The sequence below is a fragment of the Aminobacter sp. LjRoot7 genome, assembly GCF_964252895.1.
GTDB lineage: Bacteria > Pseudomonadota > Alphaproteobacteria > Rhizobiales > Rhizobiaceae > Aminobacter > Aminobacter aminovorans_B.
Map to the genome: position 1 here is coordinate 97,361 of NZ_CAXUPX020000008.1, position 25,687 is coordinate 123,047.

Annotated in this window: 27 protein-coding genes and 1 tRNA gene; 18 read left to right on the plus strand and 10 right to left on the minus strand. The window is 64.8% G+C overall.

What is annotated here, in order from left to right; translation table 11 throughout:
- The first annotated feature begins 128 nt into the window (after positions 1 to 128).
- The 13 genes from ACSQ3E_RS21305 to ACSQ3E_RS21365 all read left to right on the plus strand — a co-directional run bounded on the left by ACSQ3E_RS21305 (position 129) and on the right by ACSQ3E_RS21365 (position 12,317).
- Positions 129 to 821, plus strand: coding sequence for a glutathione S-transferase family protein (locus ACSQ3E_RS21305; RefSeq protein ID WP_115729940.1), 693 nt, complete (start codon positions 129 to 131; stop codon positions 819 to 821).
- Positions 802 to 1,965, plus strand: coding sequence for a tRNA epoxyqueuosine(34) reductase QueG (gene queG, locus ACSQ3E_RS21310; RefSeq protein WP_436124227.1), 1,164 nt, complete (start codon positions 802 to 804; stop codon positions 1,963 to 1,965). Before ACSQ3E_RS21305 ends, queG begins: the two co-directional genes overlap by 20 nt.
- Positions 1,962 to 2,876 (plus strand): SDR family oxidoreductase, encoded by a 915-nt coding sequence (locus ACSQ3E_RS21315; protein ID WP_436124228.1) that lies wholly within the window; start codon positions 1,962 to 1,964, stop codon positions 2,874 to 2,876. Before queG ends, ACSQ3E_RS21315 begins: the two co-directional genes overlap by 4 nt.
- A 90-nt stretch (positions 2,877 to 2,966) precedes the next feature.
- A complete protein-coding gene (gene mepA, locus ACSQ3E_RS21320) occupies positions 2,967 to 4,061 on the plus strand; it encodes a penicillin-insensitive murein endopeptidase (protein ID WP_436124229.1) in 1,095 nt (364 codons plus the stop codon).
- Positions 4,062 to 4,171: 110 nt separating this feature from the next.
- Positions 4,172 to 4,555, plus strand: a complete 384-nt coding sequence (locus ACSQ3E_RS21325; protein WP_436124230.1) for a methylglyoxal synthase — start codon at positions 4,172 to 4,174, stop codon at positions 4,553 to 4,555.
- A gap of 26 nt (positions 4,556 to 4,581) precedes the next feature.
- On the plus strand, positions 4,582 to 5,604 hold the full coding sequence (locus tag ACSQ3E_RS21330; RefSeq protein ID WP_436124231.1) for a glucokinase: 1,023 nt from the start codon (positions 4,582 to 4,584) through the stop codon (positions 5,602 to 5,604).
- Positions 5,605 to 5,655: 51 nt separating this feature from the next.
- Positions 5,656 to 7,545 (plus strand): ABC transporter ATP-binding protein, encoded by a 1,890-nt coding sequence (locus ACSQ3E_RS21335; RefSeq protein WP_436124232.1) that lies wholly within the window; start codon positions 5,656 to 5,658, stop codon positions 7,543 to 7,545.
- A gap of 1 nt (position 7,546) precedes the next feature.
- Positions 7,547 to 8,356, plus strand: coding sequence for a 4-hydroxy-tetrahydrodipicolinate reductase (gene dapB, locus ACSQ3E_RS21340; RefSeq protein ID WP_436124233.1), 810 nt, complete (start codon positions 7,547 to 7,549; stop codon positions 8,354 to 8,356).
- A gap of 33 nt (positions 8,357 to 8,389) precedes the next feature.
- Entirely contained in the window at positions 8,390 to 9,007 is a 618-nt protein-coding gene (locus ACSQ3E_RS21345) for a 2,3-bisphosphoglycerate-dependent phosphoglycerate mutase (protein ID WP_436124234.1), read from the plus strand.
- Between the two features lie 224 nt (positions 9,008 to 9,231).
- Positions 9,232 to 9,316, plus strand: a tRNA-Leu gene (locus ACSQ3E_RS21350).
- A 298-nt stretch (positions 9,317 to 9,614) separates the two neighbouring features.
- Entirely contained in the window at positions 9,615 to 10,106 is a 492-nt protein-coding gene (locus tag ACSQ3E_RS21355) for a YbjN domain-containing protein (RefSeq protein WP_436124235.1), read from the plus strand.
- Positions 10,107 to 10,357: 251 nt separating this feature from the next.
- A complete protein-coding gene (locus tag ACSQ3E_RS21360; protein ID WP_436124236.1) occupies positions 10,358 to 11,233 on the plus strand; it encodes an outer membrane beta-barrel protein in 876 nt (291 codons plus the stop codon).
- Between the two features lie 235 nt (positions 11,234 to 11,468).
- Positions 11,469 to 12,317 (plus strand): hypothetical protein, encoded by an 849-nt coding sequence (locus tag ACSQ3E_RS21365; RefSeq protein ID WP_436124237.1) that lies wholly within the window; start codon positions 11,469 to 11,471, stop codon positions 12,315 to 12,317.
- A gap of 79 nt (positions 12,318 to 12,396) precedes the next feature.
- Here the strand turns inward: ACSQ3E_RS21365 and ACSQ3E_RS21370 are convergent, their stop codons facing one another.
- Positions 12,397 to 12,771 (minus strand): SPW repeat domain-containing protein, encoded by a 375-nt coding sequence (locus tag ACSQ3E_RS21370; RefSeq protein ID WP_310325448.1) that lies wholly within the window; start codon positions 12,769 to 12,771, stop codon positions 12,397 to 12,399.
- A 232-nt stretch (positions 12,772 to 13,003) separates the two neighbouring features.
- Here ACSQ3E_RS21370 and ACSQ3E_RS21375 point away from each other — a divergent pair, with 232 nt between their 5' ends.
- Positions 13,004 to 14,596, plus strand: a complete 1,593-nt coding sequence (locus ACSQ3E_RS21375; protein ID WP_436124367.1) for an alkaline phosphatase family protein — start codon at positions 13,004 to 13,006, stop codon at positions 14,594 to 14,596.
- Here ACSQ3E_RS21375 and ACSQ3E_RS21380 read toward each other — a convergent pair.
- Both ACSQ3E_RS21380 and ACSQ3E_RS21385 read right to left on the minus strand, forming a co-directional pair.
- Complete coding sequence (locus tag ACSQ3E_RS21380; protein ID WP_436124238.1) at positions 14,580 to 15,461, minus strand: glycosyltransferase family 2 protein; 882 nt, start codon at positions 15,459 to 15,461, stop codon at positions 14,580 to 14,582. The two genes, ACSQ3E_RS21375 and ACSQ3E_RS21380, sit on opposite strands and share 17 nt — an antisense overlap.
- Before the next feature lie 125 nt (positions 15,462 to 15,586).
- The gene (locus ACSQ3E_RS21385) at positions 15,587 to 15,853 is read right to left on the minus strand and encodes a hypothetical protein (RefSeq protein WP_436124239.1); all 267 of its coding nucleotides are present in this window, start codon (positions 15,851 to 15,853) and stop codon (positions 15,587 to 15,589) included.
- Between the two features lie 227 nt (positions 15,854 to 16,080).
- Here ACSQ3E_RS21385 and ACSQ3E_RS21390 point away from each other — a divergent pair, with 227 nt between their 5' ends.
- Positions 16,081 to 16,437, plus strand: a complete 357-nt coding sequence (locus tag ACSQ3E_RS21390) for a septal ring lytic transglycosylase RlpA family protein (protein WP_310325457.1) — start codon at positions 16,081 to 16,083, stop codon at positions 16,435 to 16,437.
- 28 nt (positions 16,438 to 16,465) lie between these two features.
- On the opposite strand, the gene ACSQ3E_RS21395 is transcribed toward ACSQ3E_RS21390, so the two are convergent.
- From ACSQ3E_RS21395 to ACSQ3E_RS21425, 7 genes are all read right to left on the minus strand, one after another.
- Complete coding sequence (locus tag ACSQ3E_RS21395) at positions 16,466 to 17,521, minus strand: D-alanine:D-lactate ligase-like protein (protein ID WP_436124240.1); 1,056 nt, start codon at positions 17,519 to 17,521, stop codon at positions 16,466 to 16,468.
- 162 nt (positions 17,522 to 17,683) lie between these two features.
- On the minus strand, positions 17,684 to 18,553 hold the full coding sequence (locus ACSQ3E_RS21400) for an SMP-30/gluconolactonase/LRE family protein (protein WP_436124241.1): 870 nt from the start codon (positions 18,551 to 18,553) through the stop codon (positions 17,684 to 17,686).
- 1 nt (position 18,554) lies between these two features.
- Positions 18,555 to 19,190, minus strand: a complete 636-nt coding sequence (locus tag ACSQ3E_RS21405; RefSeq protein WP_436124242.1) for a 2-dehydro-3-deoxy-6-phosphogalactonate aldolase — start codon at positions 19,188 to 19,190, stop codon at positions 18,555 to 18,557.
- Positions 19,187 to 20,128, minus strand: coding sequence for a 2-dehydro-3-deoxygalactonokinase (locus tag ACSQ3E_RS21410; protein WP_436124243.1), 942 nt, complete (start codon positions 20,126 to 20,128; stop codon positions 19,187 to 19,189). The genes ACSQ3E_RS21405 and ACSQ3E_RS21410 overlap by 4 nt, the downstream gene beginning before the upstream one ends.
- Entirely contained in the window at positions 20,125 to 20,892 is a 768-nt protein-coding gene (locus tag ACSQ3E_RS21415) for an SDR family NAD(P)-dependent oxidoreductase (protein WP_436124244.1), read from the minus strand. Before ACSQ3E_RS21415 ends, ACSQ3E_RS21410 begins: the two co-directional genes overlap by 4 nt.
- Before the next feature lie 250 nt (positions 20,893 to 21,142).
- Positions 21,143 to 22,486 (minus strand): putative bifunctional diguanylate cyclase/phosphodiesterase, encoded by a 1,344-nt coding sequence (locus ACSQ3E_RS21420; protein WP_310325468.1) that lies wholly within the window; start codon positions 22,484 to 22,486, stop codon positions 21,143 to 21,145.
- Between the two features lie 192 nt (positions 22,487 to 22,678).
- Positions 22,679 to 23,320 (minus strand): hypothetical protein, encoded by a 642-nt coding sequence (locus ACSQ3E_RS21425; protein WP_436124245.1) that lies wholly within the window; start codon positions 23,318 to 23,320, stop codon positions 22,679 to 22,681.
- Between the two features lie 105 nt (positions 23,321 to 23,425).
- Between ACSQ3E_RS21425 and ACSQ3E_RS21430 the strand changes: the two genes are divergently transcribed.
- The 3 genes from ACSQ3E_RS21430 (at position 23,426) to ACSQ3E_RS21440 (ending at position 25,643) form a co-directional block, all read left to right on the plus strand.
- Entirely contained in the window at positions 23,426 to 24,079 is a 654-nt protein-coding gene (locus ACSQ3E_RS21430; RefSeq protein ID WP_436124246.1) for a TetR/AcrR family transcriptional regulator, read from the plus strand.
- A 147-nt stretch (positions 24,080 to 24,226) separates the two neighbouring features.
- The gene (gene gshB / locus ACSQ3E_RS21435; RefSeq protein ID WP_436124247.1) at positions 24,227 to 25,171 is read left to right on the plus strand and encodes a glutathione synthase; all 945 of its coding nucleotides are present in this window, start codon (positions 24,227 to 24,229) and stop codon (positions 25,169 to 25,171) included.
- A 70-nt stretch (positions 25,172 to 25,241) separates the two neighbouring features.
- Entirely contained in the window at positions 25,242 to 25,643 is a 402-nt protein-coding gene (locus tag ACSQ3E_RS21440) for a VOC family protein (RefSeq protein WP_436124248.1), read from the plus strand.
- Positions 25,644 to 25,687 lie beyond the last annotated feature (44 nt).

Consider the following 25,687-nt stretch of genomic DNA (forward strand, 5'->3'; position numbering starts at 1 on the left):
GCTTGTCATGCGGCGGAACTCACCCTATAGGTCGGGTCGCCCGAGAGCCCGGCGAGCCGGGCCCAGAAGCTCTAGCGACGCATCAGGCGATTCGCCAGAGCGCCATCGATCACGAATTTCGCAGGACCATGCTGACGCTTTTCCACCACCCGATGTTTGCCACATGCCGTTTCGTCCGTCTGGCGTTCGGCGAATATGGCGAGGAGCTGGCGCTGATCGAGGAGAAGCCGTGGACGCGGCGCAAGGAGTTCCTGTCGCTCAATCCGGCCGGAACGCTACCTGTGCTTCTGGCCGAAGGCGACGTGCCGATCGTCGGCGCGATGATCATTTCCGAATATATCGACGAAACCCGCGGCGTGCTGAAGCGCGAGCGCCGGCTGTTTGCCGAAGACCCGATGGAACGCGCCGAAATCCGCCGCCTGACCGACTGGTACCTGACCAAGACCGAAAGCGAAGTCACCCGGCACCTCGTCCGTGAGCGCGTGCTGAAGCCGCTGATGCCGGAAGCGGCAGGTGGCGGCTCGCCCGATTCGGCGGCGATCCGTGCCGCCCGCGCCAATATCCGCCAGCACATGAAATACACCAACTGGCTCGCCGGCACGCGCCACTGGCTCGCCGGCTCGCGCATCACCTATGCCGACCTTGCCGCCGCCGCATCGCTTTCGGTGCTCGACTATCTCGGCGAGATCGACTGGCGCGAATATTCCTCGGCGCGCGAATGGTACACGCGCGTCAAGTCGCGCCCGTCCTTCCGGCCCCTGCTCACTGATCGGGTGCGCGGGCTGACCCCGGCATCGCATTATGCGGACCTCGATTTCTGAGAGCGCGCTGCGCCAGCTGATCGAGCGCGAAGCCAGCCGCGCCGGCTTCGCCGCCATCGCCGTCACGCGCCCCGACGCCATCCCGCTCGCACCTGCCCGCCTCGCACAGTTCGTCGACGAAGGCCTGCACGGCTCCATGGCCTGGATGGCCGAGACGCTGGAACGGCGCAGCGAACCTTCCGTGCTGTGGCCCGAGGTGCGCTCGATCGTCGTGCTCGCCATGAATTATGGCCCCGACAGCGATCCGCGTGCGCTCCAGGCCATGCCTGACCGCGCGGCGGTCTCGGTCTATGCCCGCAACCGCGACTACCACGACGTGATGAAGGGCCGGCTGAAGGAGATCGCCGGCAAGATCGTCGCCCGCGCCGGCGGCGACGTGAAGGTGTTCGTCGACACCGCACCGGTGATGGAAAAGCCGCTGGCAGAATCTGCCGGCCTCGGCTGGCAAGGCAAGCACACCAATCTAGTCAGCCGCGAGTTTGGCTCCTGGCTGTTCCTCGGCACGATCTTCACGACGGCGGAGCTCGCACCCGACGACGCCGAGGTCGACCATTGCGGCTCCTGCCGCGCGTGCCTCGACGCCTGCCCGACAAACGCCTTTCCCGCTCCTTACCGCATCGACGCGCGGCGCTGCATCTCCTACCTCACCATCGAGAACAAGGGCCCGATCCCGCTCGAATTCCGCCAAAAAATCGGCAACCGCATCTATGGCTGCGACGACTGCCTTGCCGCCTGCCCGTGGAATAAGTTCGCCCAGGCCGCATCCGAGCAGAAGCTCGCCGCCCGCGACGACCTGCGCGAGCCGCGCCTCGCTGAGTTGCTGGCCCTCGACGACGCAACGTTCCGGACCTTCTTCTCCGGCTCTCCGGTCAAGCGCATCGGCCGCGACCGCTTCGTCCGCAATGTGATGATCGCAGCTGGCAACTCCGCCGATGCCACGCTGATCGAGCCGTGCCAAGCACTGCTCTCGGATGCCTCCCCGCTGGTCCGGGGCGCCGCCGTCTGGGCATTGTCGCAGCTAGCCGGCGCTGAGGCATTTTCGGCTCTTGCGCATCAGGCGCTGAAGGTCGAAACCGAAGACGACGTGATCGCGGAATGGCAGGCCGCGCTCACCCAAGTCGAACAGTCGCGGGCGCAGGCATGACCGAGCAGAACTTCTTCATCTTCGGCGCCGGTTATTCCGGCAAGGCTTTCGCCCAACAGGCGCCGGCCGGCGTGGCGGTATCGGGCACGACGCGCTCGCCGGACAAGCTCCCGGCGCTCGAAGCCGTGGGCCTAAAACCCTTCGTCTTTGACGGCCATCTCACTCCTGAAATCAGGGCGCAACTGGCCAGGACCACGCATCTCGTCGTCTCCGCCGCCCCCGGCGACGACGGCGACCCGGTGCTCAACGCCGCCCGCGAGGCGATTGCGCACGGCATGCCGCTGCTGCGCTGGATCGGCTATCTCTCGACCGTTGGCGTCTATGGCGACCATGGTGGCGCCTGGATCGACGAGACCGCCACATGCCGGCCCAAGCCTGGGCGCTCCTCCATGCGCCTCGACGCCGAGCAGGCCTGGCACGAGCTTGGTGAACAGATCGCCCGTCCGGTCGCCATCCTGCGCCTGTCGGGCATCTACGGCCCGGGACGCAATGCCTTCGTCAATCTCGAAAACGGCACTGCCAAGCGGTTGGTCAAGAAGGACCAGGTATTCAACCGCATCCATGTCCAGGACATCGCTGGCGCGCTGTGGTTCCTCGCCGAGGGCGACTATGGCGGCATCTTCAACGTCACCGACGACGAGCCCGCACCGCCGCAGGACGTTGTCGCCTACGCCGCCGAAAAGATGGGTGTTACACCGCCCCCTGAAATTCCTTTCGAGACTGCCCAACTTTCGCCCATGGCGCGGTCCTTCTATGGCGAAAACAAGCGTGTCGCCAACACCACGATCAAGGCGCTCGGCTACGCGTTCGGCATACCCAACTACCGCAAGGCGCTGGACAGCATGTGGACCGACGGCAGCTGGCGTGGCGAAGGCGAAAGCGACAGGCGCAGCCCGATCAGGCAGGGCTGAGCGGAAGTCGCGCAAAGAATGCGGTGCGGGTGCCGAAATTTACCTCTAGGTAACCGTGGCAGCCGAAGCTGGCTGAGAGGATCGGGTTCCATGACGGCATTTTTCAGCGGATTTCTTGGCAAGGCGGGGCGCCTCCTGATGGCGGCCGCGACGCTTGGCCTTGTCGGCACCGACATCCAGGCGGCCAGCGCTTCGGAGCTCGCCAAGGACCTGTTCGGCAACAAGAAGCTGCCGGCGGCAATCGCGCCCGCATCCTTCGGCTTCTACTCCAAGGGCTGCTTCTCCGGCGGCGTGGCTATCGCCACCGACGGCCCGACCTGGCAGGCGATGCGGTTGTCACGCAACCGGCGCTGGGGGCATCCCAAGATGATCGCGCTGATCGAAAAGCTGTCGCGCGAAGCCACCCAGGACGGCTGGCCCGGCCTGCTCGTCGGCGACATCTCGCAGCCGCGCGGCGGCCCGATGCTGACCGGCCACGCCTCGCACCAGATCGGCCTCGACGCCGACATCTGGCTGACGCCGATGCCCGACCGCAGGCTGTCGCCAACCGAGCGCGAGAACATGAGCGCCGTGTCGATGGTCAACGAAAAGACCCATCTGGTCATCGAGAAGCGCTGGACGCCGGCGCATACGCGCCTGCTCGAGCGCGCCGCGAGCTACCCCGAGGTCGAGCGCATCCTGGTCAATCCGGGCATCAAGAAGAAGCTCTGCGACACCGTCACCGGCGACCGCTCCTGGCTGCGCAAGGTCCGTCCGTTCTGGGGTCATGACTATCATTTCCACGTCCGCATCGGCTGCCAGCCGGGCTCGCAGGGCTGCAAGGAACAGGATGCCACGCCGCGAGGCGACGGCTGCGACAAGTCGCTGGCCTGGTGGTTCACCGAGGAGCCGTGGCGCCCGGCAACCGGCCCGGCCAAGCCCAGGGCGCGTGACATCATGACGATGGCGAGCCTGCCCAAGGCATGCCGCGCCGTGCTTGATGCCCCCTCGCCGACCTCGGAAGCCGCCGTCACTTACCACGGCCCCGGCGATACCGGATATGCGGCAACACCGGCCCCCTCGGCACCGGCAGTGGCGGAGACGCCTGTGATCGCCGACCCCGGCGTGCCGGCTGAGGCAAGCGCCTTCGCACCCCGGCCTTCGGTCGACATCCCGCTGCCGCGCCCCCGGCCTGCCAACAAATAGGCCCCGCCAACAAGTAGGTGGGCGCGGATCGCCGCAACCCCGCGCTTCCAAAGCGACCAAAATCGGTCTATGGAATTTCAACCGATTTAGCTTGCCTGGACGAACCCTAAGTGACACCAGCTTTGCGTCTCGCACTGATCGCCCATGACGAGAAGAAGGATGACCTCGTCGCCTTCGCCGGCGATCACGTCGACTTCCTCATGACCTGCCACATCGTCGCCACCGGAACCACCGGCCAGCGCATCCTGGCGGCCTGCCCGAACCTCAACCTGACACCGCTGAAAAGCGGTCCGCTCGGCGGCGACCAGCAGATCGGCGCGCTGATCAGCGAGGGCAAAATCGACCTTTTGATTTTCTTCGTTGATCCGCTGACGCCGATGCCGCATGACGTCGATGTGAAGGCATTGATGCGGCTTGCCATCGTCTACGACATACCCATGGCGTTGAACCGGGCGACGGCCGAGATCATGCTGGAAAACCAGGAGAACGGCTGAACGCCGGCACGGGGACGAAACAGGGCATGTCACATCAGAGCGACCAGTCGCAGGCTCTCCCCTTTCCGATCCTGATCGGCGACATCGGCGGGACCAATGCGCGCTTTGCCATCGTCGAGAGCGCCGACAAGGATGCCGGCGAACCGCGCATCGTCCAGACCGCCAGCTACGCCACCATCGACGACGCCATCCTGGCCGTGCTCGACGGCGCGCCGGTGCGTCCGCGCTCGGCGGTCCTTGCTGTCGCCGGCCCGGTCGAGGGCGAGGAGATCGCGCTCACCAACTGCCCCTGGGTCGTGCGCCCCCGGCAGATGTTTTCGACGCTTGGGCTGGTCGACATCCTCGTGCTCAACGACTTCGAGGCCCAGGCGCTGGCTGTAGTGGCGCTTGGCGACGAGCACATGGAAAAGATCGGTGGCGGCGAGCCCGAACCAGGCGCCGGCCGCGTCGTGCTCGGGCCAGGCACCGGTCTTGGCGTCGCCGGCCTGATCCACGCGCTCGGGCGCTGGATCCCTATTCCCGGCGAAGGCGGCCACATGGACATCGGTCCGCGCTCCAAGCGTGACTTCGAGGTCTTCCCGCATATCGAAAAGCTCGACGGCCGCATCTCGGGCGAGCAGATCCTGTGCGGCCGCGGGCTGGTCAACACCTACCGCGCCGTTGCCAAGGCGGACGGTAAGACGCCTGTCCTGACCCAGCCGGCGCAGGTCACCGCAACCGCGCTTGATGGCAGCGACCCTGTCGCGGTCGAGGCGCTCGAATTGTTCGTCACCTGCCTTGGCCGGACCGCCGGCGACCTCGCTTTGGTGTTCAAGAGCAAGGGCGGCGTCTTCCTCACCGGCGGCATCGCCCAGAAGATCGTGCCGGCGCTGAAACAGGGCAATTTCCGCGAGGCCTTCGAAGACAAGGCGCCGCATCGCGAGCTGATGGCCTCTATGCCGGTCTATGTCATCACCCACCCGCTGGCGGCCCTTGCCGGGCTCGCCGCCTATGCGCGCAATCCCGATTTGTTCGGCATCGAGACCGGCGATCGGCGCTGGCGGATCTAACCACTGCCGCACTGCGGCAAATGGCGGTTTCCCCTCGCGGCGTCATGCTTTATGAGGGGCGCAGTTTCCGCAAGTAGCGACAGGACTGCCTGTTTGACCATCGACCAAAACCAGACAACGACGTCGAAGCGCAGCGAGATCGTCGGCGTCATCAAGCGCATCGTCGCCGAAAACGGTCGCGACTACGTCTGGAACTACACCTTCGCGGCGATCTTCCTACTCACCATCTCGGGCACGACGGGCTTTCTCGCCTGGGTCATGCGCGACGTGGTCAACTTGGTGTTCTACGAACGGCGCGCCGACCTGATCCTGCTGATCAGCCTATCCATCTTCGCTGCCTTCGTCATTCGCGGCCTGTCCACCTATGGCCAGGCGGTCGTCCTCGCCAAGGTCGGCAACAACCTCATCGCCCGCTATCAGCGTCGTATCTTCGACCACCTGATGAGCCTCGGCATGGACTTCTTCTCGTCGCAGCGCTCGGCCCAGCTGATCGCCCAGGTCAACCAGAACGTCGCTGGCGTGCGCGACCTGCTCAACATCCTGGTCACCTCGATCGCCCGCGACGCCGTTTCGCTCGTCGTGCTGGTCGGCGTCATGATCTACCAGGACCCGATGCTGTCGCTGCTGGTCCTGCTGATCGGCCCGCCGCTGGTCTTTGCCGTCAATTACCTGATGCGCCGGCTGCGCCGCCTCAACCGCGATGCCATCCTCGTCGGGGCCCGTCTGTTCGGCTCGATGCAGGAAACCGTCCAGGGCATGGCCATCGTCAAGGCCTTCACCATGGAAGACCAGCTCGCCAGGCGCATGGACGGGCTGATCGGCGACGTCGAGGCACGGTCGAACAAGATTGCCCGTGTCTCGGAGCGGCTTTCGCCGATCACCGAGATGCTCGGTGGCGCGATCTTCGCCGGCATCATCGGCTACGCCGGCTACCGCTCCGCTGTCGACATGCAGCCGCCCGGCAACATCATCTCGTTCATCTTCTCGTTCATCCTTGCCTATGATCCGGCCCGCCGCCTTGCCCGCACCCAGGTCGGGCTCGAGGCCGCACTGGTCAACGCCCGCATGCTCTACGAGATCCTCGACACGCCGCCGCGCCAGGAAGACAGCGAGGGCGCCAAGGCGATCGCCGTCGGTCAGGGCGAAATCCGCTTCGACAACGTCTCCTTCGGCTATGGCGACGACATCCCCGTCCTGCGCGAGCTGAGCTTCATCGCAGCCGGTGGCAAGACAACGGCCATCGTCGGCGCCTCGGGCGCCGGCAAGTCGACGCTGATCGCGCTTTTGCAGCGCTTCTACGATCTCGACGGCGGCCGCATCGTCATTGACGGCCAGGACATTTCAGGCGTCACCAAGCGCTCGCTGCGCCAATCCATCGCCTATGTCTCGCAGCACCCCTATCTGTTCGAAGGCACCATCGCCGACAACATCCGCTACGGCCGCCCCGACGCGACCGACGAGGACATCCGCGACGCCGCCAGGCAGGCCTTCGCCGACGACTTCATTCTCGACCAGCCGGAAGGCTACGACACGCCGGTCGGCGAGAGCGGCTCGACATTGTCGGGCGGCCAGCGCCAGCGTGTCTCCATTGCCCGCGCCCTTGTGCGCAACGCGCCGATCCTCTTGCTCGACGAGGCAACCTCGGCGCTCGACAACGAGTCCGAGGCGCGCGTCCAGCAGGCACTCGCCACCGCCACGCAAGGGCGCACCACCATCGTGATTGCGCATCGCCTCTCGACGGTCATCAATGCCGACCATATCGTCGTTTTGGACGCAGGCCGGCTGATCGAGCAAGGCACCCATGCCGCGCTGATGGCCGACCTCAACGGCGTCTATGCGCGCTTCCACAATCTGCATGACGAAGCCGCACTTGGACTGGTGGATGATACCGCCGAGACTGCAATGGTAGAGCGGCAGCACGCGCTGCCTCAGGGAGCCTGATATGAGCGAGATGGGTCTTGTCGTCGTCGGAGCCGCCGGGCGGATGGGTCAGGTGCTGTTGCGCACCGTGCACAGCATGGCAGGCGTGCGTGTCGTCGGCGCCGTCGAGCGGGCCGGCTCGCCGCATCTCGGCAAGGATGCCGGCGAACTCGCCGGCGTCGGCATCATCAACGTGCCTATTTCGGACGATCCGCTGTCCGCATTCGCCAAGGCCGACGGCGTGCTCGACTTCACCGCACCGGCAGCGACGATCGAATTCGCCGGCTACGCCGCGCAGGCCCGCATCGCCCATGTCATCGGTACGACCGGCTGCTCGGCCGAGGACGATGCCAAGATCGCCGCTGCGGCGCGCCATGCCACCATCGTCAAGTCGGGCAATATGAGCCTCGGCGTGAACCTCCTCTCCGTGCTTGTCGAGAAGGCCGCCCAGGCGCTGGGACCCGACGACTTCGACATCGAGATCGTCGAGATGCACCACCGCCACAAGGTCGACGCGCCGTCGGGCACGGCACTCCTGCTCGGCGAGGCCGCCGCCGAAGGCCGCAAGATCGCGCTCACTGAGAAGAGCGTGCGCGTCCGCGACGGCCACACCGGCGTGCGCGAGACCGGCACGATCGGCTTTGCCGCGCTGCGCGGCGGCTCGGTCGTCGGCGAACACTCTGTCATCCTCGCCGGCACCGGCGAGCGCATCGTCATGTCGCATCTCGCCGAGGACCGCACCATCTTTGCCCGTGGCGCTGTCAAGGCAGCACTGTGGGCGCATGGACGCAAGCCCGGCCTCTATTCGATGCGCGACGTGCTTGGTCTTTAACTTCTCAACTTTCATCCACCCAAGGGAGCAAAAATGTCCGGTACTCTCGTGCTCGTCCGCCATGGCCAGAGCGAATGGAATCTCAAGAACCTGTTCACCGGCTGGCGCGATCCCGGCCTGACCGAGCAGGGCCATGCCGAGGCCAAGTCGGCCGGCGAGAAGCTCAAGGCGCGCGGCCTGAAGTTCGACATCGCCTTCACCTCGGCGCTGTCACGCGCCCAGACCACCTGCCAGCACATCCTCGACGCGCTCGGCCAGAGCGATCTCCAGACCATCCGCAACGCCGCGCTGAACGAGCGCGACTATGGCGACCTCAACGGCCTCAACAAGGACGACGCCCGTGCCAAGTGGGGCGAGGAGCAGGTCCACATCTGGCGCCGCTCCTACGACACCCCGCCCCCCGGCGGCGAAAGCCTGAAAGATACCGGCGCGCGCGTCTGGCCCTACTACATGCACGACATGCAAAAGCACGTGCTGTCAGGCGGCACCGTGCTTGTCGCCGCCCACGGCAATTCGCTGCGCGCCCTGATCATGGCGCTCGAAGGCATTTCGGGCCCAGACATCGTCAAGCTCGAACTCGGGACTGGCGTGCCGATCGTCTACAAGCTCAACGCCGATTCGACCGTCGCATCCAAGGACGTGCTGGCCTAAGCCACGAAAGCACCGCGCGCCCAACCGGACGCCGCAGCTTTTTTGATCATTCGGGAGCCGTGCCTGCGCGGCTCCCGACCCTTCGCCGGCTTCGAAAGCCTGTCGGCCCCTGCGTCATCTCCTTTGGCTGAATGCGACATTTGCGGCCTGCCGCAGCATTCCTCGGCAAAAGCTGAAAAAGCGCGTTGACACAGTCGCTTCGCCCGCTTACATCACCGCCACCAGCCCAGATGGCGGAATTGGTAGACGCGCACGGTTCAGGTCCGTGTGCCGCGAGGCGTGGAGGTTCGAGTCCTCTTCTGGGCACCAGTTTCCTGTCTTAGACAGCTTCAACTGTCTGAAGACATTCAAGAAGCCCGGTTCGCCGGGCTTTTTTGTTGCCCGGATTTCCAGGCCCGGTTCGAGCCACGCCGCCATCGCCCGAGGCCCAGCCTGAACGGCTTCCCGGCAAGGCACCAGCGGCACGCGCAAGTGTTTGCCGGCCAATCCTCGCCACCACCGCTGCCTTCGATCATCGCCCAAATGGTCAGCTTTCCGCTGGCCCATGGTCGATGATAATATCAGGTTGTGCTAATATTACTGCACAACCTTGCTGAGGAGCATGCCGATGCTGCGCTTTGCCCTTCTTGCCACTGCACTGGCCCTTGCTGCCGGTACCGCAGCAAAGGCGGAAGACAAGCCACAGGCCGCGCCGGCCGTCGTCGAAGGCATCACCGTCGCAGAGTTCGGGGAGATCATGACCAAGGCCGGATACCAGGCCAAGGTCGGCGTCGACAGCGACAACCTGCCGGTCATCGACTCCAAGGCGTCGGGCATGAACTTCTGGGTCTATTTCTACAATTGCGAGGGTGGCGAGCCGCAGAAGTGCCGGCGCGTGCAGTTCCAGAGCAGCTTCAAGACCGACAAGGCGATGCAGGACAAGGCGCTCGAATGGAACAACAAGAAGGTCGCCGGCCGCGCCTCCAACGACAAGGACAATACCTATTTCGACTACCTGATCGACTGTGGCGGTGGTGTTACGTCGACCAACCTGTCACAGAACCTCGAGCGCTTCGACACGCTGATGGCCGAGTTCACCACCTATATCGGCTGGCGCTGAGCGAGGCCCCAAGGAAGGCAGAACCGGAAGCACCGCAGCCAAATCGCGCGCTTGAGCGCGCGATAAACAAGCTGCGGCAAATATGCCACACGACCTCTTAACTTCCCAAGTTTTCGTAAAGTTCTCGTCTGGCCCATTGCTATGGGCTGGCCAATAATTGCTCAGTCCTAGAATATTTGAACCATCAAATTTTTAGCAAAAGCCGGGGTGGCACAGTGAAATCTCAAAATTATCTTGGCGCAGCCAGCGCCATGGCTCTTCTTTGCATGTCGTCGACAGCCATCGCGGGCGAACAGACTTCCGACCAGCAGGCCATCGGCTACCGCATCGGCCTCGCCTTCGCCGGCGTCCACAACACACTTGGCGGGATGGGGATAGAATCATCAGGCGGCGTGAGCGTTGCCGACACCCGTCCAACCGTGATTTTTGATGGGACACTGGGTTACGACTTCGCGCCCAACTGGGGCATCCAGGGCGATCTGCAGGCCGCAGCGCTGGGCAAGCCCGACGTCGCCGATGGCGACAGGACCAATGCCTATGGCCATGGCGCCGTCCACCTCTACCATCGCACGGACAGCTTTCTCGTCGGCGCCCTGGGCGGCCTCGGCATTCACGACGACCGCGGCGATTCCAACCGCGAGATGAACTATTGGTTCGCCGGCGCCGAAGGCAAGCTGCTGACCGGCTGGGGCTCGGTCTTCGCCCAGGCGGGCTACCTCGATTCTTATGACAGGTACGACGAAGGCACGCGCGAGGCGCCATTCGCCCGGCTTGGCATCAACTACTTCCTCAACGACAACTGGTCGGTGAAGCTGGACGGCGCCTATGCCGGCGGCAAGAAGTGGACCGATAACCTGCCCAACCGGGTCTTCGACTTCAACGTGGAGAGCGAAATCCGCCCGGAAACCTGGCCGGTGTCGCTGTTCGCCCGGTATGAATTCACCCAGATTTCCTACCACGCGCTCGATAGCGACCAATACCGCTACGGCGAGAACTTCCATACCGTCATGGTCGGGCTGAAGTTCCGTTCGGGTACGACCCTGCGCGATGCCGACCGTGCACCCGGATCGCTCGACTTGCCGTCCTTCGGCAAATGGGTCGCCTTCAACGCCAACGAGGTCGAGTAAGCCGGCCGGTTCCGAAGAGGTAGAAAGAAGGGCGCCAATCGGCGCCCTTTATTTTATCTTCTGCTGATATCTACAACCTGCCGTTTCATCAGAACCTTGCGAGTCGCCCGAACTATCTTCAGACTGCAAGCAGCACCCGGCAGCGCCGAAAATTCGACGGCGTGCCGTTCACGTTCGGAATGGCCACATGGCCTGAGACCTTGAGGCGTCCGGAATGAAATGCTGCGTCTACACAGTGCTTGTCGGCGGCTATGAGCACCTCAACGAGCAGCCGGCCGCTTCCCCTTCCCAGCTTCCCTTCATCTGCCTGACCGACGACCCTGCGCTGCGCAGCGAGAGCTGGAACTGTCGCGTGGTCGAGCCCCTGTTTCCTGAAGATCCGATACGCAGCCAGCGCGAGCTGAAAATCCGCCCGCATGTCTACCTGCTGGACTATGACTGCTCCATCTACATCGACAATTCCGTGATCCTGAAACAGCCGCCCGAACGGCTGCTGGAGCTGTTCGACCCCGAGATCGGCTTCCTCGTCGCGCCACACTCCTACCGGGAAGCCGTACTGGACGAATTCCTCGAGGTGGCGAGGCAGGGATTTGACGATCCGAGCCGCATTTTCGAGCAGCTCAACCATTACACGCTGAGCTGCCCCGAAGTGCTGGAGGAGCGCCCATGGTGGACGGGTATCCTGATCCGCGACCATCGCTCGGCGCAGGTCATCTCGATGCTCGAAACCTGGGCCTCCCACGTAATGCGCTACTCGCGCCGGGACCAGCTTTCTATCAACGTGGCCTTTCGCGCCGCCAACTTCCGCCCGACGGCATGGGCAGTGGACAACCAGGACTCCGACCTGCACCTCTGGCCACATACGGTGGGGCGGAATCGCGATCTGGGCTCCCGCAATCCGGCGGTCAGCCAGATGCCCGCGGCTGCCCGCATCCGACGTCTGGAATTGCAGCTTGCCGAGAGCCTGGCGCGGGAGGACGCCTTTCGCGCCGAAATCGCCCGGCTGAACACAAAGGCCGAAGCGCGCAAACCGCAGAACCGCCTGCGCAAGCTGCGCAGGATGATGTTGGGGCGCCCCGACTGACCTCAGGCAAGTGCGCAGCGTTTCGAGCAGCCGCGCTCGCCAATGCCAAAAAGTCCCCCTCTCCTTTGTCTCGCCGCTGCTATGCCTCGAGGCTGCGGTCGCGGTCCTGCCAGAGTTCAAGGGCCGCCAGCACCGCCACGGCTATGCCGAGGCCGATGTGCCAGCTGCGCAGCGCGCCGCCATATTCGAAGACGAACGGCTGCACCACCATCCAGACGCCACCGAACAGCAGCAGGATTTCCTCCCAGCGCCGCAGGAAGATCTGCTCCAATCCGGAAAGCACGACGATCGCCGCACCCACGAGCGCGGTAACCGCCATCATTGTCGGCATCTCGGTCACTCCGAACCACATCGGAGACACGATGATAGCAGCGCCGAGGATCATCGACACGATGTCCTCCCAGCGCCGATGCCGGGTGAGCCCCAGGGGCTCCATTACATTAAGCGTTGCCATGACGAAAAATCCTCTTTGGCTACGTTCGAGTTAAGCTCGAGCGCCCGTGAGGACTATGTGCGTGCTAGTCGAACTCCTCAGTCGGGCGTTCTCGCACTGGGAATATTATCTCAGAAATCCGCAAGAAATTCAATGAACCGCCAGCGTCGCAGCCCGGCGCACCCTATCCGGGCATTGTCGACCTTTGCTGGCTCGGCAATACTGGTCGCGGGGAACTCAGGCTGGAGGGGAAATGCCGCGCGTAATCGCAATTGGACTCGACGGGATGGACTACGACCTCGTCGAGCGAATGATCGGCGAAGGACGCCTGCCCAATCTAAACCGGCTGCGCCGTAACGGCATTGGCCTGCAGCTCGACCATGGGCGCGACAAGCTTTCGGGCCTGGCCTGGGAGCACGTCGCGACCGGGCTTGCACCGTCCGACGGCGGCCGCTGGTCAGCGGTACGTTTCGATCCAGCCACATACGACGTCATCCAGGAAGAGGTCACAGCCCCTTCCTACCTGCAAGCCACCGGCCGAAGGGTGGTGGCATTCGACCTGCCTTATTGCCGGCTGGACGACAGTGGAAATGTCCTTGGCCTCGCCGCCTGGGGTGCCCATGATCCCGGTGTCGAAGCCCATTCCAACCCGCCTGATCTCGCCGCCGAAATCGCCGGCAAGTTCGGCCCCTACCCCGCTCCGGAATGGATTTACGGCTTCTGCTGGCCTTCTGTCGCCAAGACGGAAGCGGCCGCCGCCGCCTTGATTACTGCAGTCGAAAGGCGTCGCGAGATCGCCCTGTGGCTGCTGCGCGATCGGCTTCCCGACTGGGATCTGGCGATCGTCGTTCCATCCGAGGCGCACTCCGGCAGCGAGCCGTTCTGGCACGGCATCGACACCGAGCATCCACTCCATCATCACGCCTCGGCAGCGCCGGCAAGACAAGGGATGATCGGTATCTACGAAGCGCTAGACCGGTTGGTCGGCGATCTCGCCGACGCCTTCCCCGATGCGACAGTGCTAGCCTTTTCCATGCATGGCATGGGCATGAACGAGGGCGACGTACCCGCGATGGCTCTGCTGCCCGAGCTGCTCTACCGGCGCAGCTTCGGCAAAGCCTATATGCGCGACTTAACGCCCGCGGCACGCTTTGCCGACGGCACGCCGCTGCTCGAAGAAAACGAGAGCTGGGAGCCGACGCTGCGGAAGCTCGTTCCATGGCCCGACAGGCCCGGCCCCATCGCTCGCGCGCTGGTCAAGACTGGCATCGGACGGCAGCGCGACGCCGAAACGCTTCGCCGTCAGCGAGAGCCTCGCGGAATCGGCTGGATGCCCACGACGCGCTATCGCGCCTTCTGGCCAAAGATGGACGCATTCGCCATTCCAGCCTTTTACGACGGACAGATTCGCGTGAACCTGTGCGGCCGGGAAGCATCGGGAACTGTGAGCCCCGAAGGCTATGATGCACTCCTCGATGAACTCGAATTGCTGCTGTCGCAGTGCCGCGATCCGCTGAGCGGCGAACCGGCAGTGCGTGAAACCTTCCGGGCTGGCAAGTCCCCATTCGAAGTCGGGCCGCATGAGGCCGATCTCTACGTGCTTTTTCGAAAGGGCCTTCTCGGCATGACGCATGAGCGGCTGGGAACCGTCGGCCCGCTGCCCTGGCGTCGCACGGGTGGCCATACCGGCGATTGGGGGTTTGTGTTCGGTGCCGGTCCGGGCCTCGAAGCCGGCCGATCCGGCATCACCAGTTCCTTTGACGTCGTGCCGACGATCCTGGATCTGCTGGGCGTATCCCCGGAGCTGGCCCCTAGCGGAAAGACGCTGCTTAAAGATCCGGCCTGACGCCGGCTTTTCCAGCCAGCTGCGCCGCCTTGACGAACAACGCCAGCCACTCCTGGGGCTGCGCTCTTGTTCGCGCCCGCCAATAGCGGCGAAATGCCCTGCCGGCCTTGAACCGGCCCCACAGCGACGCCGGGCGCCCGGAGGCGCGCTGCTTCGCATCGGCATGGAAGTAGCCCCACAGCCAGGCCTCGGTCTGCCGTTCCGGCCCGATCAGATGATCGACGATCGCCTCGGGAACCCAGCGGCCGACGTGACCCGCGGCAAGTGCCGCACGCATGACCGCGATCTCCTCGCCGCCCGCGAACGGGTTGCCTGGCCGCCGGCCGAGCTCGGGGTCGAAGCGAAAGCGGCGCTGGACATCGGCCACCATGGCGTAGTTGGCACCGAACGGAAGATCGGCATCGACATCGGCAAAGATGTCAGCAGCGGCTCGCCGCCGCGCCGCATAGGCGCTCTCCACCACGTCCAGCCCGGCCAATAGCCAGGCGGGCGGCTCCCCGTCCAGGCATGGAACGATCACGCCCCCGAAGATGCTGCATCGCGGCGACGCGGCCATCGCGGCCTCGTAGGCACGCAGGAAGCTGGACCGCACCAGGGCGTCGTCGTCGAGCCAGACGATCAGCTGTCCTCGCGCCTCGGCAATGGCCCGATTGCGGGCGTGGGACAGTCCCGCTTGCGGTTCCTCCACGACCACCATCGGCAGCCGGGCGGCAAAACCCTGGGCAACGGGCAAGGTTTCGTCGCTGCAGTCATTGGCGACAACCAGAATTTCAAAAGCTGAAGTCGGTCGCTCGGCAGCGACGAGCGACGCGAGGCATCGCGCGAGCAGAGACGCCCGGTTGCGGGTGCAGATCGCGATCGTCAAGCCGAGTTCGGTCAATTGCCCCCACACCCAACAACCGGCGGACCGGACTATGCGCACATCCTAGCGTCTCGGCATCCGCCTACAATAGTTCGGTCGCGTTGGCTCCCCTCGACGCAACGGCAGCTTCACCTGCTTCGACGCCTGAGCCACAAAAATGCGGCACAGCCGGCCAATACGGTCGCGATCCCGATCCAGAACCACTCCGTGCGCCCTGTCATGAAGCTACCGCCGAGCAGGCCGGCACCCTGCAGGATCCAGACGATGCCGACGACGACGGCGAGCCCCGCAACGATGGTTGGCAATAACTTCATCTCGACACCACCTTCCTGTTGATTATCTTCACAACGCCAACCTGCTTCTTGATATTTCTTTTCGGTAGCAAGTATCTTCAAGATGTCATGCGACAGCAGCGATTCTCGTGATTCCGCGATGATCTCAGCAACCGCTCCGCAATTATGAAGATATTCCTTCCTTGCGACCTCATCAGCCCTGACAAACTGTTACCTTGAGACTCCAAATGTGTGCGCTCGCCTCGGAACTGCCCGATGCTTGCCGCATTCGCTGCCACATTTCGGGTGAAACCGCTCCGTGTGTTTATCAACAGAGCGTTAACCAGAAGATGAAGAACCGCGCCAAGCCCGCGATCGTGGCGGCCACCATCGCCGCCGGCATGATGATAGCCTTTACCGGCACCGCCTCAGCCCAGTGCGGCAAGGCCTCCTGGTATGCGCTGACCTCGAAGACTGCTTCGGGTGAACGCATGAACCCATCGGCCATGACCGCGGCGCACCGCTCGCTTCCCTTCGGCACCAAGATCCGCGTGACGAACCAGAAGAACGGCAAGAGCGTCATCGTCCGCATCAATGATCGCGGCCCGTTCATCAAGGGACGCGTGCTCGACCTGTCCAAGGGTGCCGCCCAGCAGATCGGTTTTATCCGCTCGGGACATACCTCCGTCTGCATGCAGCGCACCTGACGCTTGCGCCGCCAAAGGCGCGGCACCTCTAGCCGATGCGCCGTGCCGCCGTCTCGGCCATCGCCTCGGCGAGGCTGAGCTGCCATTCAGTCCGGCAATAGGCACGGAAATCGAAGCAGGGCAGGCCCGGGCAGACCTCGAATTCGATGAGGTGCACGGTGTCGTCGGCCTCGACGCGGAAGTCGAGCGAGAAGACGTCGCGCAGGCCGAGCCCGGCCATCAGCCTGGCCGCGATCCGCCTGATGCTTTCCGCCGCGCGCGGTTGCACCGACGCCACCTGCACCAGCTCCGGCTCGACATATTGGCCCGCTTCCCTGGCCGCCGTGCCGGTGTCGCCATAGAGCGCCATACTGTCGGCCATGGTCTGGAAGTCGCCACCTGAATCGACAAAGACGATGCCAAGCGCCTCGGGCCCAACCTTGGGGTCGACCGCAAGGAAGCTCGCCCGCACGTTGCGGCCGGCGACATAGGGCTGGACGATGACATCGTCGCGATAGGCGTCGAACACGCGGCGCCCGAGCGCCAACGCATCCCCTGATTTGGCGATGCGCGAATCCTTCCAGATGCCGATCTTGGCGCCGAGCCGGTTCGGCTTGACGAAATAACCCGACGAAGACGCCGGCGGCTCGACCAGCCATTCGCCGCCGCGCACAAGCCCCGCCGTCGGCACCGGCAGACCGAGCGCCGAAAGCACGGCGCCTGCCCGGAACTTGTCCTGGCACAGCGCAAACAGGCTGTCGTCGGCGCCGACGGTCTTCAGGCCATTGAGCCGGGCAAGTGCCGGTGCAGCACCACCGCGGAAATAGGCGATGCCGTCGGTCAGCGTCCACACCAGACTGGCGCCACGATCCACTGACGCCAGCACCGTTGCGGCATCGTCGAGCTCGACGGCGCGAAAGTCGAGGCTGCGCACAGCGCATGCCTCAATAAGGGCAGCGAACTCAGGTGCCATGTCGGTCGATTGCGCCAGATAAGACGAAATCTCCATCGCCGCCTGGCGTGAGAAGCCGTCATCAAGCAATCGCTCGGAACAGGCGCGCTCCGGCTCGTGGACGAGAAAAAGCGTCGGTCTTTGTCCGGCCATCGGGCACTGTTCCTGCTGTCATGCGGCGACGCGACGATCGCCGCCCACTCCAACCATCGCATTCGCGACAGGCTGTACCTGCAGGAAAACCGACCTGTTGCCATCGTCCCGGCGACAAGAGGACCGCCCGCTGGGGGGCGCATAGCTAGCGCTTGCCTCGCCTCAGATCAGGACGTTCGGCTCGTGCCGGCCATTGACCTTGATGTCGAGCAGGAAGGTCTTGCCGGCATGCGGGTCGGCCCGCCTCGCCTTTGCGCTCATGCCTTCGGCGGCCGAGGTCACCACCATCCGGTCGGCCGCAGCGCCGACGAATGCCGGGCACGATGCCTGCACTGCCGGCACCGGCACGCTGCGCAGCAGCTTGCCGTCGGGCGCATAGGCGTCGACGCGGCCGCCGCCCCAGCTGGCGTTCCACAGCACCCCGTCGCGGTCGACGACCGAACCGTCGATGTCGCCTCTGTCGCCGCGACGATCGACGAACAGTTTCGGCTCGCCGAGCGGCAGGCCGGTATCGGCATCGCAGTCGAGGCGATAGAGCAGGTTGACGGCTGTGTCGGTGTAATAGGCGGTCTTGCCATCCGGGCTGAAGCAGATTGAATTGGGGATGCTGATCGCGGGCAAAAGCAACCTGAGCTCGCCGCGGAAGAACCAGTAGATGGCACCTGCCCCCGCCTCGGCCTTCTTGCCCATGGTGCCGAACCACAGCGCCCCGCACGGGTGCACGCGCGCGTCGTTCGAGCGGGTGCCGGCATTGGCGGCTTCGACCGACATATGCAGCTTGAGCGTGCCGGTCGCAGCGTCACGAATATGCAGCCCGGTCTCGGTCAGCAGCAGCTGGCGCTCGCCGTCGATCGTGGCGATCGCGCTCGCCATCTCGCCCAGTTGGTGTATGCGCGTCTGCCCGCCGGAAAGCTTCTTCTCCAGGAGCCGGCTGTTCAGGATGTCGAACCAGTAGAGCGTGTCGGTGGCGGGATCGTAGGTCGGGCCTTCACCGAGCTCGCATGCCTCGTCGGACAGGATGCTGGCCGCCATGTCAGGCCCCCTTGCCGATGGCGTCCCAGCCGGCCACGGCTGCCCGGGCGCGTTCGCCGACTTCGGCGGCAGTCATGCCGGGCTTGTAGAGGCTGGAGCCGAGCCCGAACAATTGCACCCCGACCTTGGCGTAGGCGGCGAAATCGATCTCCGACACGCCGCCGACGACGCCAACCTGCGTCTCCTTGGGCAGCACGGCGCGGATCGCCGAAATGCCGCCCGGCCCGAGCACGCTCGCCGGGAAAAACTTCAGCGCCGAAGCACCCAGCCGCAGCGCCAGGAATGCGTCTGTCGGCGTCATCACGCCGGGCATCGTCACCATCTGGTGCACGCCGGCACGCCCCATCACTTCGGCGTCGATGTTGGGGCTGACCAGCAGCCGCCCACCGGCATCGTTCAGCCGGTCGACATCCTTTGCCCACACCACCGTGCCGCCGCCGACAAGTGCCGTGGGCAGCGCCCGGGCCAGGATCTCGATCGAGCGGAACGGGTCGGGCGAGTTGAGCGGCACCTCGATCGCCTCGATGCCGGCATCGAATACGGCCTGGCCGACATCGAGCGCCTCTTCGGGCTTCAGCCCGCGCAGAATGGCGACCAGCCCGCGGCCGAGTTCGGGGAACGGTGCAGTCACGCTCATTCGGCCACTCCTTCAGCCAGCATCCCATTGCGCCGCGCAGCAGCCACCAGGCCGGCCAGCACCGCTTCATCGGCATCGGCGATCGTCACAGCGATGCCGTCGAGGCGCATCGCCTCGGCATAAAGTGCGCCCAGCGCGCCCGAGACGACGAGCACCACAGGTGTGTCGCGCCGGCCAAAACGCCTGACAGCCGAGGCAACTTCGGCGCCGATCAACAGGCCCGAAAGGGCCGCCGCCGCATTCTGCTGGCCGAGCCCGGAAAGCAGGCCGGCGGCGCGGATGCCGAACAATCTCGCGCCAACGTCACCGTCGGACAGCGCCTCCTTGCACCAGTCGCGGAACACCTGGCTTTCCGGTGACACCTTCGCCGGCGTGTCGCCGATCGAGTGGCGCAGGATCGAATGCTGCGCCAGCACCGAAAACATCTCGCCGGTCGGCCAGGTACCGAAACTCTTGATGGCACCACCCTCGGCGGTCACCCATTTGCAATGCGTGCCGGGCATGCAGACGAGATGGCTGCCCGAGCCGATCAGCTTGGCGATGCCGGCAAGCTGGGTCTCCTCGCCGCGCATGACGTCGGGCGCGCGCGGGTCGCGCTGGGCGAGGCCCGGCACGATGCGGACGTCGCGGCCGGCACCCGGCACGGGCACGGCGGCGCCGAGAATATCGCCCAGCGACGACGGCACGTCGACATAAGGCGCCTCGACCCAACCCTGGCGCGCGCCGGCCATGCCGCAGACGATCGCCGGCAGGTTTTCAGGTGCCGCCATGTCCTGCAGCTGCCGGTCGAGCACAGTGGCAAAACCCTTGTGCTGCGCCGTCAGCAGGCCCTCGTCGCTGCGCCTTTCATCCAGCACCGCACCCCTGGCATCGAGCAGCCAGACACGCAGCCTGGTGGTGCCCCAGTCGACCGCCGCTATCTTAGGCACAGCACTCACAAGATACCTCCATCGACGATCAGCGTCTGCGCCGTCAGCATTTTCGACGCGTCGGAAGCCAAAAACAGCACCGGGCCGACCATGTCCTCCGGCAGCATCATCCGCTTGATGCATTGCCGCGAGATATGCGCTTTGAGCGATTTCTCGCTGACCCACAATTCGCGCTGCCGTTCGGTGATCACCCAGCCCGGCGCCACCGCATTGACCCTGATGTTGTCGGGGCCGTAGCGGCCGGCGAGCCCCTTGGTCAGGCCGACGATCGCCGCCTTCGCCGCCGTGTAGGCCGGCATGGCGCCGATGTTCAGCATGTAGGAGGTCGAGCTGAAATTGATGATCGAGCCACCGCCCGCCTTGACCATGCCAGGGGCTACCGCCTGGATGGTGAAGAAATGCGGCTTGATGTTCACCGCCTGGTTTTCGTCCCAGCTCTCGGGCGTGACGTCAGCCACCTCGTGGCGCACATCGTTGGCGGCGTTGTTGACCAACACCGTCACCGGACCATGCTCTTCCTCGGCGCGGGCAACCGCCCGGCGCAGCTCGGCGATGTCGCGCAGATCGGCGCGCAGATAGAGCGGCCGGTTGCCGGTCGCCTGCTCGATCTCGTCGCACAATTCCTGGCTTGGCTTGAGGGCGATGTCGATGAAGGCGACCTTGGCGCCCTGCCGGGCAAACGCCTCAGTCAGCGCGGCGCCAATGCCGGTGCCGCCGCCGGTGATCAGCACCGACTGGCCCTCGAGATCAGGAAATCGTGCCGATGGCATCATGATCTTTCCCTCGCCTTGCCCGCTTCCCCCAAAGCCGGACATGCCCTCCGTCATAGAGCAAGATCGCGAAAAGTGGGAACCGGTTTTCGGAAAAGATCGTGCTCGCTCACGGAAAAATCGGAGCGCTGAGCCGAGGCCTGGATGAGGACAGCCGATCAAGCGAACCTGGCGGCCTGCCACGCCAATCCTGTGCATGCAGTGGGTTCAGCGTAGACGCAGCGCGGCCAGAAGCGATGTCAGGAAATGGCCTTCAGACGGCCGCAGCGTAGGTTGCGCCGCGATGCGCCTCGCGGAGATAGCCGAGCGTGGCGTCGGCGTCGGCCGGACGGCCGAACAGGTAGCCCTGCCCGCCGGCGCAGCCGAACTGCGTCAGCCGTTCCGCCTGCGCTTCCATCTCGATGCCTTCGGCGACGACGTCCATGCCGAGGCCTTCGCACATCGCCAGGATCGCGCGGATGATGTGTTCGGACGGCCGGTCCTCGAGGATCGAGGCAACGAAGGCGCGGTCGATCTTGAGCTTGTCGAAGCGGAACTCGCGCAGGCGCCCGAGCGACGACTGACCGGTGCCGAAATCGTCGAGCGAGACGCGGATGCCGACGCGGCGCAGATCCTCGACGATCTTTTCCGCCGAAGCGGGATCGGTCATCAGGCCGGTCTCGGTGATCTCGATCTCGAGGCGGCGCGGGTCGAAGCCGGTGCGTTCGAGGATCGACAGGATATGCAGGCCGGTGTTCTGGTCGACCAGCTGAGACGGCGACAGGTTGAATGACAGGAACATTTCCTTCGGCCAGCTGCGCGCGGCTTCCGCCGCCTTGCGCAGCACCAGCTGCGACAGCGGGCCGATGATGCCGCGCTCCTCGGCGATCGGAATGAACACCGCAGGCGAAACGAAGCCGAGGTCGCGGTCGGTCCAGCGGGCGAGTGCCTCGAAGCCGATGGTGCGGCGGCTGCTGAGATCGACGATCGGCTGGAAATGCGGCGCGACATCGCCGGCGGCAACGGCACGGCGCAGCGCCTGCTCGATGCGGGTGACGCGCTTGGCCGCCTCCTCCATCTCGCGGGTGTAGACGACGACGCGGCCGCGGCCCGAACGCTTGGCGTGATAGAGCGCGGTCTCGGCCTTGCGCACCAGAGTCTCGGTGGTGTCGTCGCTCGAATGGAACAGCGAACAGCCGACCGACGCCGACAGGCGCGCCGTGCGTTCGCCGACGTCATAGGGGGCCGACAGGATTTCGATCAGCATGCGCGCCTTTTCGGCCGCCGCATCCTCGGAAAACACCAGCGGGTAGAGAAAGGCGAACTCGTCGGCGCCGATACGCGCCACGGCCGAATAGCCGTCGCAGGCGGCACGCAGGCGCATCGCCACCTGGATCAGGATGTCGTCGCCGGCGCGATGGCCGAACAGGTCGTTGATCGGCTTGAAGCCATCGAGATCGAGGATGCCGACGGTGAAGGGTGCCGGGTCCTCGGCGCGGTCGCCGATCAGCCGCTCGACCTTGTCGAAGAACCGGCGCTGGTTGCCGAGCCCGGTCAAGGCATCGGTAAAGGCCAGATCCGCCGTTTCCCTGTCCGAATGGCTGACGCCGATGGGCATGCTTTGTCTCTGTTCTGCTAATATTTGAAACTGTTGCAGCACAGTGCCAGCAAAGCGTTTAGGAATTGTATTCGATCAGCTTGCCGTCCGGATTTTGACACCGCGTCGAAACCGGTTTCAGCGCTAGGCTATATTTCGGCACAGGACGCAGCCGCCGAGCGGCAGCAATCCGTGAAATGAACGACGCGCTGGCTAAGCGCCTAGCTTGGCCCTATCGCGCTTGCGGCCACGAAAACGGACTATCAGACGGAGCGCGATCGCGGCGAGGATCAGCGCCATGTAGGGCCAGTACATCTCCGGCATCAGCACCGCACGCCGCCCGAAATTGACGACGAAGAAGACGGCAAGGAACCAAGCACCGCCGGTGTGGATGACGCGCCAGGCTTTCGGCCCGACTGCTGCGGCCGTCCGGTCGAACGATGTCGCGGCCATAAGCACGATGGCGAGATAGCCGGTGCCGCCGGCGATGAAGGCAACCGGCGCCGTCAGCGCGTCGAACAGCACCGGATCGAGCTGCGACAGCGCGAAGATGGCTGCGGCATGGACGCCGTGCGAAAAGGCGAATGCCAGGCCGAAATTGCGGCGGTTTGTCCTAAGCCACAGTGTCGTCGCCGAGGGCCAGACCTGCGCCAGGCTCGACGCGGTAAAGGCGAGCACGAACAGGATGAGCGAGGTGCGCGCAGTCAGCCTAATCACCATGCGCGCGCCGTCGGCCGGATCGCCTGCGAGACTGGCCGCTGCGGCGCATGCCGCCAGCACAGCGACGCTGAGCCAGGCGGTCAGCCTCCAACCGTTCGGCGGCCAGGTGGAAACACTTTCGGGTAAAACCTGCATGACGTTTCCTCCATATGTAATCACTGCTTACATATGATTGCGGAGAACTGTCAAGCGGATGTTTACGCCGTTTACATTCCTGCCGGCCAACCGCTACTAAAGGCCATGGCGAAATCTCCCGGAACCCGCGCGGCCTATCATCACGGCAACCTCGTCGAGGAGCTCATCGCCGCCACCATCGGGCTGATCGAGGAAAAGGGCGTCGACGCCGTTTCGGTGCGGGAAGCCGCCAAGCGCGCAGGTGTTTCGCCGGCCGCGCCCTTCCGCCATTTTGCCAACAAGACGGCACTGATGACGGCAGTGGCCGAGCAAGCCGTGGGGCGCCTGACCCTGTCGGTCCAGCAGGAGCTGTCAGGGACCGGCGACACCGACCCGCTGGAAGGGCTGCGCGCCATCGCTCGTGGTTATCTCGCCTGGGCGCTGGCCAACCCGACGCATTTCGACGTCATCGCCTCGCGCACCCTAATCGACTTCCACGGCTCGCCCAAGCTCACAGGCGAAACCGAAGCGATCCGCCTGATCATGCTCGACCTGATCGCCCGCGGCCAGGCCAGCGCCCGGATATCTCCGGCCCTCGCCCCCGACGCGCTGATGCTGTCCGCCCGCGCTTTCATCTACGGCCTGTGCCGCATGTGGATCGATGGCCACTTCACCGAATGGCACGTCGAGAAGCCCGCCGGGCAGGCGATGGCCGAAGCGGTCGAGCTGTTCATCGACATGATCGGCGGCAACCAGCCGACGGGCCGGCCCGGGCTGTAGCCTCGGCCGGCCAGCGCGGCGAGCGGATTTCTTCGCGCCCGCCGCCATTGCATAAGGCCGGCAAATTGCTACATCCTCGTCACCGCAGCGTGCGACCGGAGCCCGGCCCGCGCGACAAGACCACCGCCAGCCGCGCCGGAGACCTTTATGGCCCTCAAGATCGCCGTCCAGATGGACCACATCGCAACCGTCAACATCGCCGGCGACACGTCGTTTGCGCTGTCGCTGGAGGCGCAGCGGCGCGACCATGAGCTCTACCACTACACGCCCGACCGTCTGTCGATGCGCGACGGCAAGGTTTTTGCCCGCATCGAGAAGCTCGAGGTGCGCGACATCAAGGGCGACCACTTCACCCTCGGCGAGCCGGTCCGCACCGACCTGTCGGAGATGGACGTCATCCTGTTGCGCCAGGATCCGCCCTTCGACATGAACTACATCACCACCACCCACATGCTCGAGCGCATCCACCCGAAGACACTCGTCGTCAACGACCCGGCCTGGGTGCGCAACAGCCCGGAAAAGATCTTCGTCACCGAATTCGCCGACCTGATGCCGGAGACGCTGATCACCAAGGACCCGCAGGAAGTGGCAGCCTTCCGCAAGGAGTTCGGAGATATCATCGTCAAGCCGCTTTACGGCAATGGCGGTGCCGGCATCTTCCACCTGCACGAGGCAGACAGGAACCTGTCGTCGCTGCTCGAAATGTTCGGCCAGCTGTTCCGCGAGCCCTACATCGTCCAGCGCTACCTCAAGGATGTGCGCAAGGGCGACAAGCGTATCATCCTGATCGACGGCGAACCCGCCGGCGCCATCAACCGCGTGCCGGCCGAGCATGACGCTCGCTCCAACATGCATGCCGGCGGCCGCGCCGAAAAGACCGAGCTGACGGAGCGTGAGCGCGAGATCTGCGCCCGCATCGGCCCGTCACTGCGCGAGCGCGGCTTCATCCTCGTCGGCATCGACGTCATCGGCGATTACATGACCGAGATCAACGTGACCTCGCCGACCGGCATTCGCGAGGTCAAGAAGTTCGGCGGCGCCGATATCGCAGCACTGTTCTGGGACGCTGTGGAGAGCAAGCGGGCGAAATAGACGGCCCGCCCTTTCGCCTGTGACCTCACGACCCACTTCGATGGGGAATGACCAGCATGGAGACAAGGTCATGGAACTGAAACGCGGACGTCTCATCGACCATCTGCATTTGCGCACCCGTGACCTGGCGGCAAGCAAGCGGTTCTACACCGCCGTGCTTGGCGTTCTTGGCATTCAGGTCACCGATGGTGGCGAGCATTTCTATGCCGATGAACTCTGGGTCGACGTCGGCGAGCAGTCCAGCCGCGTGCACGTTGCCTTTCAGGCTGCCGACCGTGCCGCCGTCGACAGGTTTTACGCTGCCGGTCTTGCAGCGGGCGGCAAGGACAATGGTGCGCCCGGCGAGCGTGCCTATCACCCCGGCTACTACGCAGCCTTCCTGTACGACCCGGATGGCAACAACATCGAAGCGGTATTTCACGGCCCAGCCAACCGCTCGGCCGACGCCGTGACGATCACTTGGGCTCCGTAAGGACGTAGCACGATCCCGTCGTCGGCACGCCGCCCACGCCGACA

Excerpts from the sequence above, each read along its gene's own strand:
- ACSQ3E_RS21305 (WP_115729940.1), top strand. The coding sequence starts at position 129 with ATGCTGACGCTTTTCCACCACCCGATGTTTGCCACATGCCGTTTCGTC.
- queG (WP_436124227.1), top strand. The coding sequence starts at position 802 with ATGCGGACCTCGATTTCTGAGAGCGCGCTGCGCCAGCTGATCGAGCGC.
- ACSQ3E_RS21315 (WP_436124228.1), top strand. The coding sequence starts at position 1,962 with ATGACCGAGCAGAACTTCTTCATCTTCGGCGCCGGTTATTCCGGCAAG.
- mepA (WP_436124229.1), top strand. The coding sequence starts at position 2,967 with ATGACGGCATTTTTCAGCGGATTTCTTGGCAAGGCGGGGCGCCTCCTG.
- ACSQ3E_RS21330 (WP_436124231.1), top strand. The coding sequence starts at position 4,582 with ATGTCACATCAGAGCGACCAGTCGCAGGCTCTCCCCTTTCCGATCCTG.
- ACSQ3E_RS21335 (WP_436124232.1), top strand. The coding sequence starts at position 5,656 with ATGAGGGGCGCAGTTTCCGCAAGTAGCGACAGGACTGCCTGTTTGACC.
- dapB (WP_436124233.1), top strand. The coding sequence starts at position 7,547 with ATGAGCGAGATGGGTCTTGTCGTCGTCGGAGCCGCCGGGCGGATGGGT.
- ACSQ3E_RS21345 (WP_436124234.1), top strand. The coding sequence starts at position 8,390 with ATGTCCGGTACTCTCGTGCTCGTCCGCCATGGCCAGAGCGAATGGAAT.
- ACSQ3E_RS21355 (WP_436124235.1), top strand. The coding sequence starts at position 9,615 with ATGCTGCGCTTTGCCCTTCTTGCCACTGCACTGGCCCTTGCTGCCGGT.
- ACSQ3E_RS21360 (WP_436124236.1), top strand. The coding sequence starts at position 10,358 with ATGGCTCTTCTTTGCATGTCGTCGACAGCCATCGCGGGCGAACAGACT.
- ACSQ3E_RS21370 (WP_310325448.1), bottom strand. The coding sequence starts at position 12,771 with ATGGCAACGCTTAATGTAATGGAGCCCCTGGGGCTCACCCGGCATCGG.
- ACSQ3E_RS21375 (WP_436124367.1), top strand. The coding sequence starts at position 13,004 with ATGCCGCGCGTAATCGCAATTGGACTCGACGGGATGGACTACGACCTC.
- ACSQ3E_RS21390 (WP_310325457.1), top strand. The coding sequence starts at position 16,081 with ATGAAGAACCGCGCCAAGCCCGCGATCGTGGCGGCCACCATCGCCGCC.
- ACSQ3E_RS21395 (WP_436124240.1), bottom strand. The coding sequence starts at position 17,521 with ATGGCCGGACAAAGACCGACGCTTTTTCTCGTCCACGAGCCGGAGCGC.
- ACSQ3E_RS21400 (WP_436124241.1), bottom strand. The coding sequence starts at position 18,553 with ATGGCGGCCAGCATCCTGTCCGACGAGGCATGCGAGCTCGGTGAAGGC.
- ACSQ3E_RS21405 (WP_436124242.1), bottom strand. The coding sequence starts at position 19,190 with ATGAGCGTGACTGCACCGTTCCCCGAACTCGGCCGCGGGCTGGTCGCC.
- ACSQ3E_RS21415 (WP_436124244.1), bottom strand. The coding sequence starts at position 20,892 with ATGATGCCATCGGCACGATTTCCTGATCTCGAGGGCCAGTCGGTGCTG.
- ACSQ3E_RS21420 (WP_310325468.1), bottom strand. The coding sequence starts at position 22,486 with ATGCCCATCGGCGTCAGCCATTCGGACAGGGAAACGGCGGATCTGGCC.
- ACSQ3E_RS21425 (WP_436124245.1), bottom strand. The coding sequence starts at position 23,320 with ATGCAGGTTTTACCCGAAAGTGTTTCCACCTGGCCGCCGAACGGTTGG.
- ACSQ3E_RS21430 (WP_436124246.1), top strand. The coding sequence starts at position 23,426 with ATGGCGAAATCTCCCGGAACCCGCGCGGCCTATCATCACGGCAACCTC.
- gshB (WP_436124247.1), top strand. The coding sequence starts at position 24,227 with ATGGCCCTCAAGATCGCCGTCCAGATGGACCACATCGCAACCGTCAAC.
- ACSQ3E_RS21440 (WP_436124248.1), top strand. The coding sequence starts at position 25,242 with ATGGAACTGAAACGCGGACGTCTCATCGACCATCTGCATTTGCGCACC.